Origin of the sequence: Streptomyces fagopyri (genome assembly GCF_009498275.1) — a bacterium.
GTDB classification, from domain to species: domain Bacteria; phylum Actinomycetota; class Actinomycetes; order Streptomycetales; family Streptomycetaceae; genus Streptomyces; species Streptomyces fagopyri.
The window spans coordinates 3340820-3357669 of sequence record NZ_CP045643.1 but is presented as its reverse complement, the minus strand read 5'-3'; the positions used below and the strand labels follow the sequence as shown (position 1 = coordinate 3357669).

The 16850-nt window shown below is 65.3% G+C and carries 10 protein-coding genes and 1 pseudogene; 1 reads left to right on the top strand and 10 read right to left on the bottom strand.

Features of this window, described 5'->3' with window-relative positions; genetic code table 11:
• Positions 1 to 21: 21 nt before the first annotated feature.
• Positions 22 to 1782, bottom strand: coding sequence for a beta-ketoacyl-[acyl-carrier-protein] synthase family protein (locus GFH48_RS14260; RefSeq protein ID WP_153288631.1), 1761 nt, complete (start codon positions 1780 to 1782; stop codon positions 22 to 24).
• 931 nt (positions 1783 to 2713) lie between these two features.
• The gene (locus tag GFH48_RS39715; protein WP_265590173.1) at positions 2714 to 2839 is read right to left on the bottom strand and encodes a hypothetical protein; all 126 of its coding nucleotides are present in this window, start codon (positions 2837 to 2839) and stop codon (positions 2714 to 2716) included.
• A gap of 511 nt (positions 2840 to 3350) precedes the next feature.
• Between GFH48_RS39715 and GFH48_RS39130 the strand changes: the two are divergent.
• A pseudogene (locus tag GFH48_RS39130) lies at positions 3351 to 3647 on the top strand (tyrosine-type recombinase/integrase); the annotation flags it as partial.
• Between the two features lie 160 nt (positions 3648 to 3807).
• On the opposite strand, the gene GFH48_RS14250 reads toward GFH48_RS39130, so the two are convergent.
• The 8 genes from GFH48_RS14250 to GFH48_RS14215 form a co-directional block, all read right to left on the bottom strand.
• On the bottom strand, positions 3808 to 4044 hold the full coding sequence (locus tag GFH48_RS14250) for a hypothetical protein (RefSeq protein WP_153288630.1): 237 nt from the start codon (positions 4042 to 4044) through the stop codon (positions 3808 to 3810).
• Positions 4045 to 4941: 897 nt separating this feature from the next.
• Entirely contained in the window at positions 4942 to 7785 is a 2844-nt protein-coding gene (locus GFH48_RS14245; RefSeq protein WP_153288629.1) for a Z1 domain-containing protein, read from the bottom strand.
• Positions 7782 to 8762 (bottom strand): PD-(D/E)XK motif protein, encoded by a 981-nt coding sequence (locus tag GFH48_RS14240; protein WP_153288628.1) that lies wholly within the window; start codon positions 8760 to 8762, stop codon positions 7782 to 7784. The genes GFH48_RS14245 and GFH48_RS14240 overlap by 4 nt, the downstream gene beginning before the upstream one ends.
• Positions 8755 to 10317, bottom strand: coding sequence for an ATP-binding protein (locus GFH48_RS14235; protein WP_228120572.1), 1563 nt, complete (start codon positions 10315 to 10317; stop codon positions 8755 to 8757). Before GFH48_RS14235 ends, GFH48_RS14240 begins: the two co-directional genes overlap by 8 nt.
• Positions 10318 to 10725: 408 nt before the next feature.
• Positions 10726 to 12048, bottom strand: coding sequence for a sigma factor-like helix-turn-helix DNA-binding protein (locus GFH48_RS14230; protein WP_228120571.1), 1323 nt, complete (start codon positions 12046 to 12048; stop codon positions 10726 to 10728).
• Positions 12049 to 12057: 9 nt separating this feature from the next.
• The gene (locus GFH48_RS14225; RefSeq protein WP_153288627.1) at positions 12058 to 12657 is read right to left on the bottom strand and encodes a hypothetical protein; all 600 of its coding nucleotides are present in this window, start codon (positions 12655 to 12657) and stop codon (positions 12058 to 12060) included.
• Positions 12654 to 14318: a DEAD/DEAH box helicase gene (locus GFH48_RS14220; RefSeq protein WP_153288626.1), complete on the bottom strand. Its 1665-nt coding sequence runs from the start codon at positions 14316 to 14318 to the stop codon at positions 12654 to 12656. The genes GFH48_RS14225 and GFH48_RS14220 overlap by 4 nt, the downstream gene beginning before the upstream one ends.
• Positions 14315 to 16732 carry an ATP-binding protein gene (locus GFH48_RS14215; RefSeq protein WP_228120570.1) on the bottom strand — a complete coding sequence of 806 codons (2418 nt, stop codon included), beginning with the start codon at positions 16730 to 16732 and terminating at the stop codon, positions 14315 to 14317. The genes GFH48_RS14220 and GFH48_RS14215 overlap by 4 nt, the downstream gene beginning before the upstream one ends.
• Positions 16733 to 16850: the final 118 nt, after the last annotated feature.

Here is a 16850-nt window from a genome sequence, read left to right as displayed (position 1 = left end):
CGGCCGCCGGCCGGCACCCCGTCAAGGCGTCCGGCGAAACGCCAACACGGCGTTGTGGCCCCCGAATCCGAACGAGTTGCTGAGGGCGAGGTCGCCGCGGGTGGGGAGGGCGCGCGGGCTCTTGGTCACCACGTCCAGGTCGATGGCGTCGTCCTGGACGGCACAGCCGATGGTGGGCGGGATGAGACCGTGATGGAGGGTGAGCACCGTGGCGACGGCCTCCACCCCGCCCGCGGCTCCCTGGAGATGGCCGAGGTGCCCCTTGAGCGCGGTCACGGGCACGCGCCGGCCGAACACCGCGCGCAGGGCGCCCGCCTCGGCGAGATCGCCGTCGACGGTGGCGGTGGCGTGCGCGTTGACGTGGACGACGTCGACGATGTGGGCGCCCGCGTCCTGGACGGCCCGGCGCAGCGCCAGCGCGACGCCGCTGCCGGACGGGTCGGGTGCGGCCATGTGGTGGGCGTCCGCGGACAGGCCCCAGCCCGCGGCCTCGCAGTAGACGCGCGCCCCGCGTGCCCGGGCGTGCTCCTCGGCCTCCAGGAGCAGGAACCCGGCGCCCTCGCCGTTCACGAAGCCGTCGCGATCGGTGGCGAACGGCCGGGAGGGGCTGGTGGATCCGATCGGGTGGGCGGACAGCGCGCGCATCGCGGCGAAGGAGGCCATGATCGCCGGGGTGACCACGGCCTCGGCGCCCCCGGCGAGGGCGAGGTCGACGTGCCCGTACCGGATCCGGTCGACGGCCTGCCCGATGGCCTCGGTGCCGGAGGCGCACGCGCTGGTCACGGTGCGGGCCTCGCCGGTGATGCGCAGGGCGAGCGACACCTGCGACGCGGCCTGCGAGGGCACGGTCATCGGCGTGGTGAGCGGGGAGACCGCGCGCGGTCCGCGTTCGCGCAGCCGGCGGTCGCCGCCGACCAGGACGGAGGCGTCGCCGAGGATGGCGCCGACCGAGACACCGACCCGCTCGGGTGCGAGCCCGCTCTCCCTCGTGCCGGCCGGGTCGAATCCGGCGTCCCGCCAGGCCTCGCGGGCGGCGAGCACCGCGAACTGGGCGGACCGGTTCATCCGCCGCGCCTGCGGCCGGGGCAGCAGCCCGGCCGGGTCCACGGGCACGGTCCCCGCGATCCGCACCGGAAGCCCGGCGAACTCCTCACCCTCCAACTCCCTGATTCCGCAACGCCCTTCCAGCAGCCCCTGCCACAGTTCCCCGACTCCGACACCGAGGGGCGTCAGGGCGCCGAGCCCGGTGACGACGACCCGGCGCGGCGCACGCGCCCGGGCGGTCCGACGCGGACGCGGATGATGGCGGACGACGTGCTCCTGCCGGACGTCCGGGGCACCCCGCTCCCGCAACTCCGCGTCCGAGAGCGGCTCCTGGGCCCCGCTGTCCAGATCCCGGTACCACCGGCCCCACCTACGGGTGTACGGCTCCTCGACGGCCCGGGGGTCCACGACGCGCAGCGAGGTGACGCGGTCCCCGTCCTGGAATTCCACGGCATCGAGGTCGTCAGCAATGACCTCCGGAATGGCCGAGACATCCATCCGGCGTTCCCCGAGGACCAGTTGAAGCCCTCGCTCGAACACCTCGTCGTGATCTCTTCCCCCGAGGGGCGGCCGAAAGGTCAGTCGAATGGTGTCGGGCGTCTCGGGCGAGGTGCGCGTCACCACGTACCAGGTGTTCTCCCCCACGTCCTGCGTGGAGAGGGCGACCAGATCACCAGAAACCACTTCGGCGACGGCGACGGCGTGGGGCAGGACGGGAACGTCGCGAGAATAGCGCATATGAGCGATTGCTTTCTGTGGGGCTTTCTCCCACCAACTTTCCGCGAAGAAGCACGAATTTCATAGATGCCCGCACCATTCAAGTGCGCGACCCCACCGAAAGCACGGCCCGGAATTCCCCACCGAAATCCGACCGAACACCGGCACCGCGCACCTCGACCGCCCCGCACGCCTGAACGACCGCGACCCGGCCCCCGGTCACCGACACCCCGCACTGAGGACCGACACACTGAGGGCACCCCGCCGGTAGGGGGCGCCCGAAGCGCTTCTCCTGGTGGCGCCGTCAGCCCCAGATACGCACCAGGGAGGAACCCGCATCACCTCGGCAGGACGGCGCGGACCGCAGCCGGGTCCAGACTCCGGACAGACACGCGCCATCTTCTCGCAGGGGGAATTCGCTCCCCGTGCCTTCGCGAATCCGGAGGATGCGGAAGCACCGCCCAAGGCCATCCCGTCGACAGAGCAGGCCGATCCGACCGCGGCGCGGACACTCGGTCGAGTCGAACTCAGGCTGACCCGAACCGGGGCCGCCGAAACGCCGGAATCCTCGTGGACCACCACACGAAGTTCCCGAACGGCCACCAGGAGGCCGCCGCCCGTCGCGTGCCCCAAGACCGAAGCCCCGGGCAGGCGTCCAGGGGCTTCGCCGTTCCCTGGAGGACGCCAATCGGTACGGCACGCGGTGATGGGCGGCTGCGGTCTCATCGGCCCCACCGGGCGATGACGGCCCGGGCGTAGAGCCTTTGGGCCGGCCCCTCCAAGGCCGCCGGTGCCTGAGGCCGCAGCGGCACACGCCCCGCCGTGCTGGAAGGCTCCATGTACATGCTGTCCGTGGTCGAGAAGAAGCCGTACTCGCCGAAGACGATGAAGTTCTCCGCGCGGCACGGGGGCAGGGCACGTCGTACCCCTCACCGTTCAGCCCGCCGAGCCGCTAGCCCCAGACCTCAACGCCCTGGAAACTCAGCAGCGTGCCCAGCAGGTCGGCGTAATGCGTGGGATCGTCGGCGAGCCCCGGTTCGTGGAGGGCTTCCTCGGTGAGTCGCGTCAGGCCGGACATCTGGGGGCGTGGATCAGGTAGGAATCGTCATCCCCGTACGGCTGATCCGTGCCGGCCACAATGGAGCCGGCCAGATACAGAGGCATCCGCCGATTCACAGCCGACCACTGACGCGCCATCTCGGTCAGGGCGGGCAGCGCCGCGGAACTCGCCGAGCAGACGGTCCCTTGACGGCACAACCGGGGTCCTGCGCATCCGAGCCCACCCCGTCAAGCAGACCGGGAACGTCCTCTGCGGTGCCGTGTGCGTGGGTGGAGCCGAGACGAGTCCGTCATACCGAAGACCCCCGCAGCCGAGCACGACCCCACGGCACCCGGGGGACCACCGACCGAACCACTCGTCCGGGGAATGCGTCAGCGACTTGCGGTGATGCCTCAAGATCCCCTCCACAGACCCCGACATACGGCCGCTTCGGGCGGTATACGGCTTGGCCGGGGTGTAGATACGCGAAGACCCCGGCCTCAGCGTTTCCGCTGGTGACGGTGTCTTTGGGCACCTCATGAGGGGTGCCGAAGGGCGCGTGTTCGGCAACGAGCGCGGGGGAGTGGTCGGCTCTTCCACCTACTGGCGGGTGCGGGAGGAGGCGCGGGAGTATGCGCTCCCGCCCGAGCGCGTCGACTCACGGTTGGCCGGGCGCCCCTACGACCTGCGGCACGCATGCATCACGCGGTGGTTGAACGCGGGGGCGCCGATCGCCGAGGTTGCCCAGCGGGTCGGCAACTCTCCCGAGGCGATCCACCGGCGCTATCACGGCCGCATCGACGGCCACGAGGAAGCCGCCAACGCGAAGATCACAAGGGCATTGGAAGAGGACGGAGACGCTGCACAGCGCTCCGTGTCATCGCGCTGCGAGGGCGGTCCGGGAGATTCGGACCGCCCTTATGGGTCGGCACGTACCTGCGGCTCTCCCGGCTACGGCTCGCCCGGGAGCGCCCCGCAGCGCGTGGCTGCGGGGCGCCTAGTGGGGTTTAGTCGACATCCTGCCCGTCGAACTTGCCGCCCTTGCAGGTCGGGAGCTTGGCCGCGGACGTGTGCGACCGATCGACCGTTCCGCCGCCTTGCTCGCACTCACCCGGGGTGAGGCTGGCGGGGGTGGCGGTGGCGGCTGTGGCGGTTGTGGCGGTGGCGGTGGCGGCGCCTGTGATGCCGAGTCCGGAGAGGGCTGCCGTCGCGATGACGGCGGCGAGGATTCGTCGAATGCGCATTTGGTTCGCCTTTCACGGAATACCTCGGTTGGGACACCACTCAGCTTGATGTTGATCCATGTGGGTGACACGTCATGTTAGGCCGTTCGGGTGACATTGCTGTCGGGCGCGGAGCCGGTGACGCGACCCGCCGAACAGGCCCTAGCACTAGAGGTGCATGTCCAAAAGCCCTGGTGGCCCGCGCTATCGGCTCAGGCATCGCCTAGCGCCGCCCGGTACGCCTCGTATCGAACCCGGGCGCCTTCGAACATCTCGATGGCGGCTGGGATGGCGCCGCACTCTTCGAGGCAGGCGTGCTGCCCGACCGCCCCTTCCATGAGGGCCGGTCGGGATTATTGGCGACATCGCCGATGCCACTATTTCGATCGGTTTAGGTCATTGAGAAAACCTCATTAGCCACGCTGTGAAGCTCTTCGGTTTGGGCATGTCCACATGCTTCCGCAGAGACCTCCGACGTCGGCAGGGGTGCCCTGTCCGTGAGGAGCGCGTGAGCGTGTCGGAGGTGTGTCGCAGATGGTGCGCTGACAGTGAGAGACAACAAGAGAGGGCGGGAGCCAGTGAGACTGACTCCCGCCCTCTTCTGTCGACATCCGCCCTGGTCAGCGCCTTATTCTTGCTGATCTGCGGCGAGTGCCCCCGGCAGGATTCGAACCTGCGCACACGGCTCCGGAGGCCCTTTGGGGCCTAGACGTATATGCGGGTCACGCGTCCCTAGCCGAGCAGGAGGCAGTTCCCTGTCCGCAGATGGTCCACGGTCCTCGGTTGCGCTTGGACCGCGCGGATCGACGACACCCCCCGGGGTCGCTGGCCGGCAATGGAAATGGTGAGCCGAGCATGCTCATCTGCAGGTCTCGACGAGCGGCGGTTGTGATCTCGCCGAGACCTGCAGGCTCTTCATTACCTCGAGACGAGGGCGTAGCTGGGAAGTGAGTCGTCCTTGGTGGTCCAGGTAATGAGCTTCCCATCCGTCGCTCCCGAAGCCTGAGGGAGGAAGAGCGTGAAGGCCATGACCACTTCGCTCGTAGACAGCTCGCCCTGTACGGTCGCGTCCTTAGGCGCCATGGGGTAGAGGAGCATCCCGCCTCGAGTGGACCCTGCGCGGTTCGCGATTGGCTGGACAAGGGACCGGTCGGCCGGCTGTGACTTGGCTTGGAGCTTTCCGTTGATTACCCGGCGACGGTGGACGCTGAGCGGTCCCACACCACCAATGACCACCTGTGTGTCCTGCCCCTTGAGTTGAGGGAGAACCACGTGCCAGTCCGCGATCGCATCGGGCTTTGCTTGGCGGAGGAAGTTGAGGTCAGGACGGAAGGAGTCTTCCTTAGCCCAGTGGAGCTGGCTCAGGATCGAGACCAATTCCTCATTTGTTAGCTGCGTGCTGAGGACGTTGACTGGACGGCCATCGAGATCGATCACTTCCGGATGGTCAACCGCGGAGGAGAGAAGTGGCAAGAATGCCTGGGTGTTGTCCTGAAGCGATGTCCCGTCGGAGATGAGGGGATAGCCACTGCTCGGTTCCTTCATCGGAGTTCGCCGTTGTTCCACCCGTGCGTTGTACATTTTGTTCGCGGCAGTAGGTCTGATCTTCGGATGGTGCTGGGCGACGAGCGGCGGAATCTGGCTCGGAGTGATTTGTGGCTCACCGTTAGCGCCAAGCGGTGCGTACTGGCGTAGCTCGTCGCGAAAGAACTCCTCGTCCTGACAGACGTCCTCGAAGTCGTCGTATAGCGCTTGAGTGGTGTACAGGCGCACGAGGTCGCGATAGCCGGTGCGGTATCCGAACCATCGACCCATTTGCATCATGGTGTCGGCCTGCCGAGATTGACGCAGGTAGTAGGAGACCGTCAAACCCTCCACGGTGAAGCCGCGAGCGAGCTTGTTACCTCCGACGAGTACCCTCCAGACATGCGGATCCGTGGAGAAGTCGAGCTCCTCTCCCTCGATCTTGTCGCTGTTGACTACAAGGACTGGATGGCCGGTTTTTTCGATTCGATTGATCGTGTCGCCGATGAACGGGACGAGCTCGTCGAACGTCGACGGAGTCTCGCCACCGTCTGGGCGTCTCGTAACCGGCAAAATGTCCTTATCGTAAAGATCCCGAAGTCGTTCGAAACACGCTGCCGACCGGTATCCGGAACGATCCCACATCTCCTTGACTTTTGCCCGTTGCTCGCGGTGGGCGTCCTTCTGCATCGCTACGTGATAGAGCATGGTGTGATGGCGAAACGTATCGTGCCCGCGACTCTCGCGATAGAGCTTGACCGCACCGGTCAGGACGAACGTGTCGAGCGCGCCCTGGAGATTCGCTGACTGCTCCTGCTCTTCTTCGCTAACGATGCGCACGTGCGCCTTCTGGGCGGAGTTCTCTTCGGTACGCTCGTCGAGAGGGATGTCGAGGTTGAGATCGTGAAAGTCACGCGCGCCCATGTATCCCGGGCCAGGGGGCAAGGCGATTAGAAAATTCTTGGGGAAGATGTCTTCAGCGTCGTTCGGGTCGATGAAGACATTGGCGAAGGGTGTGGCCGTGTACCCCACGTACTGGGCCCTAGGCAGCATCCTCAATAGTTCCGCTATGTGATGGTTGATAGCGGAGCGCTTCTTCTTTGCCTCGGTAGAGAGCGGCTTGGGTTTGCTGGTATTGACTGAGGCCTGATCCGACTCATCGTCAATGATGAGGGTAGGAACCTCTTCTAGGCGCGTGGTGATTTTGTTGAGGTCTGCAACGAGCTTTCTAAGTACCCCGCTGTTCTTCTTCACCACCGCGAGGCGCGTGTTTCCGGCAAAGAGATTGTCCGGGTGAAAGAACGGCAGGTGCCGTTCCCGCTTGGGGAAGTCCAGTGCCGAGATGCCGAGTTCCAGGCTCTTGTAGTCGAAAGATTTCTTCGTCAACCGATAGAGGTCCGAACCACCCCCGTCTGAGGGGCGCACGCCGTGTCGGACAAAGCGGTCCCATTCGGGGTCGGCTCCGACGTAATCCGTGGCGTCCAATGCCGCCTCATCGTCCGGTTTGATACCTCTGAGAATGTTCTCCTGACCGACGAGTTCCATGTCCAATCGACGTTGTGTCTGGGTCCTTAGTAGATCTGTGGTTCCGCTGAGGACGATAATCAGCCGGTAGCCGGCATCAATGGCCTTGGCGATGACGCCGGTGAAGTTGGCGGTCTTGCCACTTTGCACGTATCCCACCACAAGGCCTTTGGCTTGGTACGCTTCGGGTGCGGTTGGGTTCGCCAGCCTTTCAACAACCCGATCCGTAGCCTTGTCTAGCGTGGTGATTGCCTTGGCGCCCAAATGGGGAGCGGCGAGAAGGGACTCGGAATAGTGCTGCCAGTAGAACTCCCGGCTACGCTTGATGTTTTCCGTGTACCACGGCGTCCACTTGTCGGCGATGACGATGGGCTCGTCCAGGTTGGCGATGGGGATGAGGTCGCCCAGCAGAACTGCCGTCGCCTCCTCGACATCGAATATGCGTAGCACGACCTCGCGGCGCGCGCGCGTGTTGGGGGCCGTGTCCTCAGTCCAGGCAGCATCCTCGGGGTGGTGGTCAAATGTGGCCAGCCGCAGGCTCAGCGCGCGACGCAATTCGTCGTTCGGATCGGCTGCTGCCAAGTGGGCGCGCAGTTCGTCTTCTTCCACCAGTTCGGGACTTGTGGCAATGAAGGCTGCAGTCTGGTGCAGGGAGCGGGGGCCAGTGATTTCCATCATCTTCAACGCGCCGAGATAGGCGTCGACTAGAGTCATACGGTTCCTCCTGAGGCCAGGGCCGATCGTAGGTATGAAGGAGTTTCATGACTGGGAAGAACTGCTGAGAGATCGAGGCGGTAGCGGACCTCGGTGATGGAGGACAAATGCGCGCCAGCACCGGCCAAACTCGCTGGCGTAAGGCACGGGAACGTCTCGTCGACCAGGTATAGGACTGGTGATGTTCGGGAGAGGAAGCGCCGTCCCTTGTCCTGTGCCGCAGCTCCGCGCCAGCCAGCGGCTGTCAGGCGGCGATCCAGGTCTGCCAAGACGATGTCGTTCAGAGCGGCTCTTACTTCTGCGATGAGCTCGGCCAGAGTTTTTCCTTGGCCGGGCCCGGCGGCGGTGAGCTGATGCGAGACCAGCCACAAGGGCTTAGCCACCTTCGGTACGAGTTGCGTGAGACTGGAAATCCAGTGCTCGCGATTCTCCGAGAGGGTGGTCTTCACCTCGAGATCGATCTCTTGCAGACTGAAGTCATGCTCCTCAGCTACGGGGCCGAGCCATCCGCCTACAGCCTCTTCCGAGCCGAGGCAACTGATCAGGGATCTCAGCGTCACCAGTTCGCCGAACAAGCCGATCTCACGCTCGGGAGAGAGGGGCCCTGGAGCGCGAAGCAGCTTCCCGAGAGTACGAATCGTCTCTGTAACAGCTGCAAGGACGCTGCGACCCGCCAGCTGGATTCGGTCTGCCACGAGGCACAAGATCGCGTAGCCTTCGACGAACATCTCGGGATCATTGACGACAACCTCGATGTGTCGCTTGCCGCCGAGCAATACTGATCGACACCGAAGGTGCGTCAGGCCCGTCTCGATCCGCCCGTGCTTCGCCCACGGCGCCCGCAGTCCGATCTCTCGGCGGTACGGGTTGAAGAAGATACTCAGCCTCGGATTCCCTGCAATCGGGTGCTCGAAGGGGATGCCGAGAGAGAGGGCTGCCTCGAAGTGCTCCGGATCCAGGTGGCGGTTTTCACTCACTCGCGTCCACCTTCGCTGCCGTACTCAAGACTTCCTGCCACAGGTCGATGTTGTCTCGGTCACGGACTCCGAGATACTCGCCAGTGAAGGCTTGCTCCATCAGGAGGTACAGGACGGACTTCAGCAGCGCGGCGTCGTTCGCCCCGCGGCGCCCACTCTTCGCGAGCGGCCTGAAGCGCTCGTTGAGCAACAACACCCGGTCGGCTCGGTCGACGCGGAAGAAGTCATCCCTGTGGGCGCGATCGAATCGGGTCCACCGCATTGTGATGGGGACCTGATGGTCCTGCATCGGTATCTCATCTCGGATCGCACGCTTCAGCTGCGGCGCGAAGCCTCTGCCTGGTGGGATCATCGCCTTTCGTGCCCGCCGCCTCTTACGAGACGCTTTGAATCGCTCCTCGGCGTCCGTCAGGTAGTCCACGAATGCGGTACCGTCGTCGGCGGCTGCTGACGCGGCCAACGTCGCAAAGTCTGGGCCAACTTGGACACGGGATTTCTCGGGATTCATCGCGGCGAGCGCTGGCGGCAACCCGTCGATGTCGACCTCGACACGAGCCAACTGTCGCTCGCGGGCTGAGACGCTAACTCCGTCCCAGCTTCCCCCTGCCTGAAGGAGTCGGTCGCGTCGGTAGAAGTAGAGTCCTTGGTGCTTCTCCGCGCCGGTGACGAGGTTGAACTCGGGCATTCGCGACCGCGGCGGCCAGATGTGGCAGCTGAAAACGACGGACAGGTCACCGTGTCGGGCGAGTAGATTCCTTGGGTAGCCCGCTTTGCCCGTTTTGGTGTAACCGAACGGATCGATTGAATCCACTCGGGAACGAGGACCTACGAGGCCTTGGTCGACATCCTCCACGTCAAGGGCGATCGCAATTCGACCCTGATCGATGATGCGATGCAGGATCAATCCCAGGTGGTTGATGATCTCTGTCATCGACCTGGTGATGAACTCTTCGACTCGTGCAGGATCGTTCGTGGCTGGGAAGCCGAAGACCTCATCCCATCGGACAATGGTTCCCGTGCCAGACCAGGGGATCCCCCACCTGCGGGAGAGCTCTGCTTTGGCGAATGTCTCGGCGACAACGTCGCAATGGAAACCGCGCTTGTTCGGGTCGGCCTCCAACCGCCGGCCAACCGGGGCGTGCCCCGCCGTCCGCGACAATACGGTGACGGCCTTCGCGTTGCTGAACGAGGCCGCCTTGAGGCCGACTCCGAAGCTTCCCAGGTCTTTAGCGGCATACTCTCGACGTCCGCCGAGGGTCATCGCCACGTTGATGGCCGAGTCGCTCATGCCTTTGCCGTTGTCCACTACATACAGTCCGCGGAGCCGACCGTGTTTGCGGACGAACCGGATCAGCACGTGGCTCGCGCCGGCGTCGATCGAGTTGTCGACCAGATCTGCGAGGGCCGTCGGTAGCGAGTGATTTCGGCCCAGGCCATCAAGAGCTCGCCGGTCCGGAGGCAGCTCGATGGTGCCATCGACCGGCACCTGCTCTTGCCACACTTGACTCAGCGTCATGGTATCCGCACTGTCGAAGGGTTGAGCCACCGTGGGCATGGGGTCACCGTATCGTCATAGGTGTACTTCTTGTGAAGATGTTCAACAGGCGAAGGTGTCTCTGAGTGGCTGCTCTCGGTTGAGCGCGATCACGTAGTTCCTCCGTCCATGGCCCGATCCGCAATCCCCGGGCTGAGGGGTTAACTGCCTGAGCTAGCGTGTCTCGTGGGCGAACTGTCCGGGGGCACTTCGGCTTTGGAGGTCCCCTCATCTCGTCGCCTTCTGCCTGGCCCTCATGTGAAGGCTGCCGGTTGTCAGCAACGGGCCCGCGCCTTCGGCCCACAAATGGTGTCGGGGTCGAAGAGTCTGTTTCGGTGATGGCGTGGCCAGAGCGGGCGCCGCACGTCGTCGCGGCTCCGCATCTGAGTCCGTGGCCTTGACGGCCGGAGAGGGGTGATGGACGCGTGGTCAGGCCGTACCGGCGACAGCAGGACATTCGCCATCGGCGCAGCCATGTCTTACCTGGGCCGTGTTGTCGTCGAGGCGCATCAGTACGGCCAGCACACACCCCTCGACAACGTTGAGTTCTCTCGCGTGGTGGCGAAGGCTGGAGAGCTGGGCGACGCTGGTGCCGCGGCGGATGACGAGCGACGCATGATTACCGACCGTGGAGAAGGTACGGCTCATGGGGGCCTGGCGAAGCCCGAGATACCACGTCAGCCAAGTGTGCACCGCGATACCACTGCCCCGAAGAACGTCCTTGGTGACCGAGAGGCGCACACCAACGACCTCTCCGCTCTCAGCGACTGCCACTGAGTCGGGTTTGGTGGGTTCCTTGTCCTCGATAGGACGGGCGCCGCGGGCTACCAGGTCGATGAGTCCATCGTCGGTCTCGCCGATCTGATCGCTCAGCAGGCACTGTCTGAGGCGCCACTGGGTGACTGGATAGATCTCCGCCGTCTTCGCGAACAGCGTAGGCACGGACAGCGGGCCTGACTCTCTGACCACGGCGATCAGCGCATCAACGGCGCTGGTGTGGGGCGACACCGGCAGGTGCGACCACTCGGCGAGTGCCCATACCCCTGCGGGACGGACTTGGACGAACCGCTCGTCCCGACGCAATGCTTCGCGTACGGCGGCCGCGGTGGTCGTGGACATCGGCTTAAGCAGTTCTTCCGGTTTCGCCGGTCGTCCGGCTTCCAGTAGCCATAGATAGGCGGCGTCGCGACCCCGAGCCCGGCGCCGCACCCAGTGTCCTTCGGAACTGAGCGCGAGCCGGGAAGCGGAAGCCGAAAGGATTGTTACTAGCGGAAGTTCCTCTGGCAGACCGACTTCAGCAGCTGCGCGGTCGAGATCATCGGCGCGCAGCGGAGCAGCCTCCGCCAGTTCTCGCAATAGAGCGTCGAGTCGTCCTGGTCGCCCCGTCCACCAACCCCGGACGGGTCCCGCCCATGTGACAGGCGGTCGCAATCCGACCATGGACAGCAAGGGTTCCAGCGCTACATGATCAGTGACGCCCATAGCGTCCGCGAACGCCGCGCGTGGGGTCGCTGGGGCGTCTCCCAAAGCCTTCGCCTTCTCGCGCCAGTCCGGACACATCACGTCGGCGGCCGGAGTAAGCGCCTTCTGAGCGCGGGTCTGAACCTGCCTCGCCCACTCCCTGCTCAGCCCGTAAGCGCGACCGACCTCGTCCAGGGTGGCGCCATTCGAGCGTGCCTCGACCGCAGCCCTGTCCCGATCGTCGAGGAGGCCTGAGGACCACATCAACGCCACCAAGTCGTAACTGTCCACCGCTGTTTCCTAGATCTCGCTGAAGTAGACGACACGCACGCCGAGGAAGTTCTCCAGACGTCGGTGGAGGGACTTCTGTTCCACCGTTAGCGGCGACGCGAAAGGATCTACGACGCAGACGACCCAGGGGTATGACTCACTGCGGGACCTGTCGATGACCGCTGGCCACAGAAGGTGCTTCAGCTGTGGCTCTTCCCCTAGGACGAAGTGACGCTCCTCGTCTTCTGATCCAGTTCGGCGGATCCGGACGCGCAGCGGCTTTACCGCCCGGGTACCTTCCACGATCTCCCAATCCGCGCCCATGGTTTTTGCGACCACTTCCTCCAGCGTGGCGGCGTGGCGGGTGATGAACGCCGAGTACTTGCCCTCCCCGCGGCGGGCTCGTTCGTACTCCTTCATGGGGCAGTCCTTCAGCCAGGGACGGATATTCTCCGTTCCCCCCACGAAGCCGATGAGCCGTCCCCCGATCTCGGGGTCCTTCGTCCAAGACTGGTACCACCGCGTCCGGTCTGTGGAGTTGAGATGTGTCCAGTCCAGCTCGGCCGCCTGGGCGTAGAGCTGGGTGACGACTGCGGCCTCGACATCTGGAGGGATGTTGTAGTCGCTCACAGGATTCCTCTCGGCAGGGGGAACTGGAGGCGGACCTCGTCCGCCGCGGTCTCAAGGTCGGCGGCGTCCTGGAGCCACATGTCCATGAGGGAGCCGACGGTCTCGTCCTGGAATTCGACGCGCGAGGCCAGAGGGAGTTCCAGGTGCTCGGACTCCTCGGCTTCGAGGGACCGTCGCAGGTCGAGAGCCGCCGCGACTCGGCGGATATCGGTGACGAAGTCGAGAACTTTCAGAGCTTTCTTGCCGGGGCTGAGCCTGAGTCCGCGGCCGAGTTGTTGGACGAAGATCCTGCGACTGTGCGTGACGCGGAGGAACGCGATCAGGTTCACGTCGGGTACGTCCACGCCCTCGTTGAACACGTCGACGCAGGTGATGACCGGGACACGGCCGAGACGGAACTCGTTGAGCAATACATCCCGTTGTCTTTTGGGTAGTCCGCTGTGCAAGTAGGACGCCCGTGCCCAGTCGGGGGAGGACACCGAGAGAAGCTCCGCCATGTGCTCAGCGTGCTCGATGGTCTGGCAGAACACGATCGCGCGGGGATCCGGGGTCTCCCGCCATGCGGCCCGTAGATGCTCGACCACCTCCTCGTCGCGCTGGGGGAGGAACAGTCGGCGGTTGAGGTCTTTGATGGAGTATCCGTGCCGGCTGACGTCCTTGACGACGTCCCAGTCGATGCCGTCGGCGTATAGGCGGTAGTCGACGGTGGATAGGTAACCGGCGGCCATGCCTTCGGCGATGCCCATTTTGTAACTAGGGACGCCGAAGCGAGCTGTGATGTCGAACTTGTCGCCACGCCAGGGGGTGGCGGTGACTCCGAAGCGCGCCGCACTTCCGCACAGATCGAGGAGTTCCGCAAACCTGCCGGTCTCGGCCACGTGGTGGGTCTCATCGATCATGATGAGGTCGGGCCGGTAGCCCGCGCGTGCGGAGGACAGCGCCGACTCGACCGTGGCCACGACGACGCCGTCGAGGGTGCCTGGTTTATGGTCACCGGTGAGGAGACGCGTGGAGACCCCCTTGGGGATGTGACGCCACAACGCCTTCTCCAACTGCTCTACCAGGTCACGCATGTGGGCCACGACGAGGACGTGTGCCCCCAGCCTCCGGCGCAGGAGATTCCCGATCACCTCTCCGCCCACGACGGTCTTGCCGAGCCCCGTGGCCAGGACGAGCAGGGCTGATCCCTCGGCGACTAGGTCTCGCTCGATCGCGGCTACGGCTTCTTCCTGATACGGGCGCAAGGTGTAAGCGCGGGGGACACGATCAGGCATCCGCTCGCCGATCGTGGCGAGTGTGGCCCCGTGCCATAGCGTGATGTCGACGCCGACGCTGGCCAAGGCGCGCCGCCGCGTCTCGGCCGTTGCGGCGATGTCCGTGTTGGTGACCAGGACGGCCCGGTCCGCACGGTAGTGGGCCCGCGCTCGTTCCAGGTCGTCGACCCCGCCTCGGTCGGCGACCCCGTGGGCTTTCCACTTGCTCTGGAACACCCACTGCTCGCGGTCCCGCACGGCCAGCAGGTCCGCCCCGTTGTCGTGGGCCCCGTCCACGACGCGAACGTCCTGGAACCCAAGATGCCACAGCGTGCGTTCCAGCGCCTTGGTCAACCCCGCCGGGCCGCCGTCACGCAGGGCGGCGGCCGTCAGGAACGCGGCGGTCACTCGTCACCGGCCAGTTCGTCGACGAGCAACGCGGCGCTGAGGCGGGCACGCTGCAGCTGGTAGGCCGTCGCCCCGGCCGCGTACGTGCCATGGGTCGCTACATCGGAGAGATACCCGGTCACGCGGGCGAGGCTCAGGGCTCGTGCGGAGTCCGAGGCCACGTTCGCGTACGGACCTCGGAACACATGCCCGTCCAGGAACATGGCAGGCATCGTCTCGACGAGCCTCACCAGAGCGAGAGGCGGCACGTGTTCGAGGAAACCGCCCTCCTGGCCGAGGTCACGTACCCGGCCTACCTTCCCGGAGGCGATCATCTGGTTCTCGGTCGCGGTGATCTCATCGCGGGTGAGATGGGTGAAGGCCTTTCCGGCAGCACCGGTGCGGTCCAGTTCCCGGGCCATGCGGGCCCGTACCTCCACAAGCAGTTCACGAGCCTCAGCCCCTACCGTGGTCCCGTCCAGGACGCCGTCCTTGAGGGACTCGGAGCGGATGGCCGCGACCAAGCGGGACGGGCTCCACTCCGAGCGGGCGCGGACCTTGAGGACGGCAGCGAGTTCCACGAGGAGCAGGTCGGCGTAGTCCGAGCCGAACAGCCGGAACACGTCGTGCTCCGGGTCGATCAGAGCGGTCATGTCGTTGCCGGCGCGCTGGTCGAGGAGGACGGGCACCGGCTGACCGGAGTCGTCCCGCAAGCCTTCTTCGCCGTCGAGCAAGCGGGTCTCGACTTGGAGATAGCCGAGCGAGGGGTGACCGAACGGACGGGACAGGCGGGGATGCGGGTTCGAGAGCCGCTCGTACCGTGCGATCCGTTCGCCGCGTGTCTCCTTCCTCTCCTTGGCGGTGGGCGTGGCGGAAGTTGCGTCCTTCTGACCGTCGGGCGCCGCGTTAGTCGCGATTTCGCCGGAGGACGGAGCGTCGCCGGGAACCCCCAGAGCGTCCAGGACGGCATCCACGTCCGGCTGACTGGGCACGCTGGCAGTGGTCTTGGTCTCCTTGCCTCGCTGTTTGATGGCCTCGTGGTCCTGCACGGCCTGCCACCAGCGTTCGTCGGTCTGGTAGTCCGGGCTTCCCTTGTGGAAGTCGGCTGCCCAGCGTCGGGTCTCCTCGTGGATCGGCTTGCGTCCGTCACCGGGGACGAGGCAGCGCAGGCCGGCGTCGTTTCGCCGGAACCCCTTGAACAGGGTCGCCAGCGGGCTCGTGTTCTCAGGGAATCCAGCGTTCTCGGCGCGCTTCGGCTGCAGCGGAGCGACGCCACGGATCACTTCCACGGCGCTGCGCCAGCTGCGGTCCCCGTATTCGAAGGCGTCCTTCTGGTACGTGACGGGGACGTGGTCGAGGTGGATCTCGCCGATGATGCGACCGCCCTGGTGCGCGAGTTCGACCGGATACTCCGGCTCCTCGTTGCCAGCGACACCGTTGGGGTTCCGCCACGTGAAGAGCTGCTTGTCCCAGCGCAGGATTTTGCGACCGTTGCGCAGGAAGTCGAGTCCGTACTCGGTCTTGTCGAGGTGGCGTTGGATGCCCAGCCAGCCGTGGATGCGCCGCTGGCGTTCGGAGAGCCGATCACCACCGCAGTCGGAGCAGATGTCCGTCATCGTCAGCTGCCACTGGCCGCAGTCCAGGCAGGCGAGGCCGTCCTCCAGCTTCTCGTCGATGGCGATATAGGCGGGGATACGCTCCTTGGTGGTGCCGTGCTCGACGTACCGGTCCTCTCCCCATCGGCAGTGACGGACGGGCTTGACCCGAGTGCGTCCCACGTACAACTCGAAGCCCCGCTCGATCAGGAGCCACGAATAGACGGCGCCGAGCTGATTACGCAGGGCCGCGCCGTTACGCCGCAACCAGTCGCCCCGGGTGCGGTGCAGCCGGTCAACGATGATTTTGGTTCCGTGCTCGCTGGGGTCGTCTTTCGGTTCTGTGATGTCGTCGGCCTCGAAATCGTCTCCGATCTTGTCGAGGTCGATCTCGACGCCGATCCACTCGGTGTCGCCGGGGCGGGTTGTCAACACACGGGTGCGCTTGCCGAGCCGGGCGGTGGATACGTTGAACCCCATCCCGAACAGACCGAGCTTGTCGTGCATGTCGTTGCTGGACCAGCCGGCGCGCACCGCCCGCTCCAGCTGCTCGTAGGCCATGCCCCTGCCGGTGTCCCGGATTACGAGCTGGGCTTGAGGAGTGGAGGAGTCGGGCAGGGAGACACTCACCTTGTACCCGTTGGGCCAGTTGACGCCCGATCGGATGATCTCGGTGAAGTCGTCGAACGAGTTGTCCACGAGTTCGGCGACGCACTGCCACTCTTTGAACTCGATCTCGCCCAGCATGCGCAGCACGCGGGCGGACGGGGTGATCTTCACGCTGGTGGAACCCTCCTCGAAGATCGGGACGCGGCCCAGGTCATACCGCTGCCCGGGCACGGCGAGTCGGCGTAACCGCCATGAGTCACGCGTCGGATCCTGAGGATAGGCCGCCCTACTGACAATGTGACGGGCAGTTGCGGGAACCCGGTGATTGTGCAGACGGCGTCCCAGCGTT

Coding starts and splice junctions, on each gene's coding strand:
- GFH48_RS14260 (WP_153288631.1), bottom strand. CDS start 1,782: ATGCGCTATTCTCGCGACGTTCCCGTCCTGCCCCACGCCGTCGCCGTC.
- GFH48_RS39715 (WP_265590173.1), bottom strand. CDS start 2,839: ATGTCCGGCCTGACGCGACTCACCGAGGAAGCCCTCCACGAACCGGGG.
- GFH48_RS14250 (WP_153288630.1), bottom strand. CDS start 4,044: ATGCGCATTCGACGAATCCTCGCCGCCGTCATCGCGACGGCAGCCCTC.
- GFH48_RS14245 (WP_153288629.1), bottom strand. CDS start 7,785: ATGACTCTAGTCGACGCCTATCTCGGCGCGTTGAAGATGATGGAAATC.
- GFH48_RS14235 (WP_228120572.1), bottom strand. CDS start 10,317: ATGCCCACGGTGGCTCAACCCTTCGACAGTGCGGATACCATGACGCTG.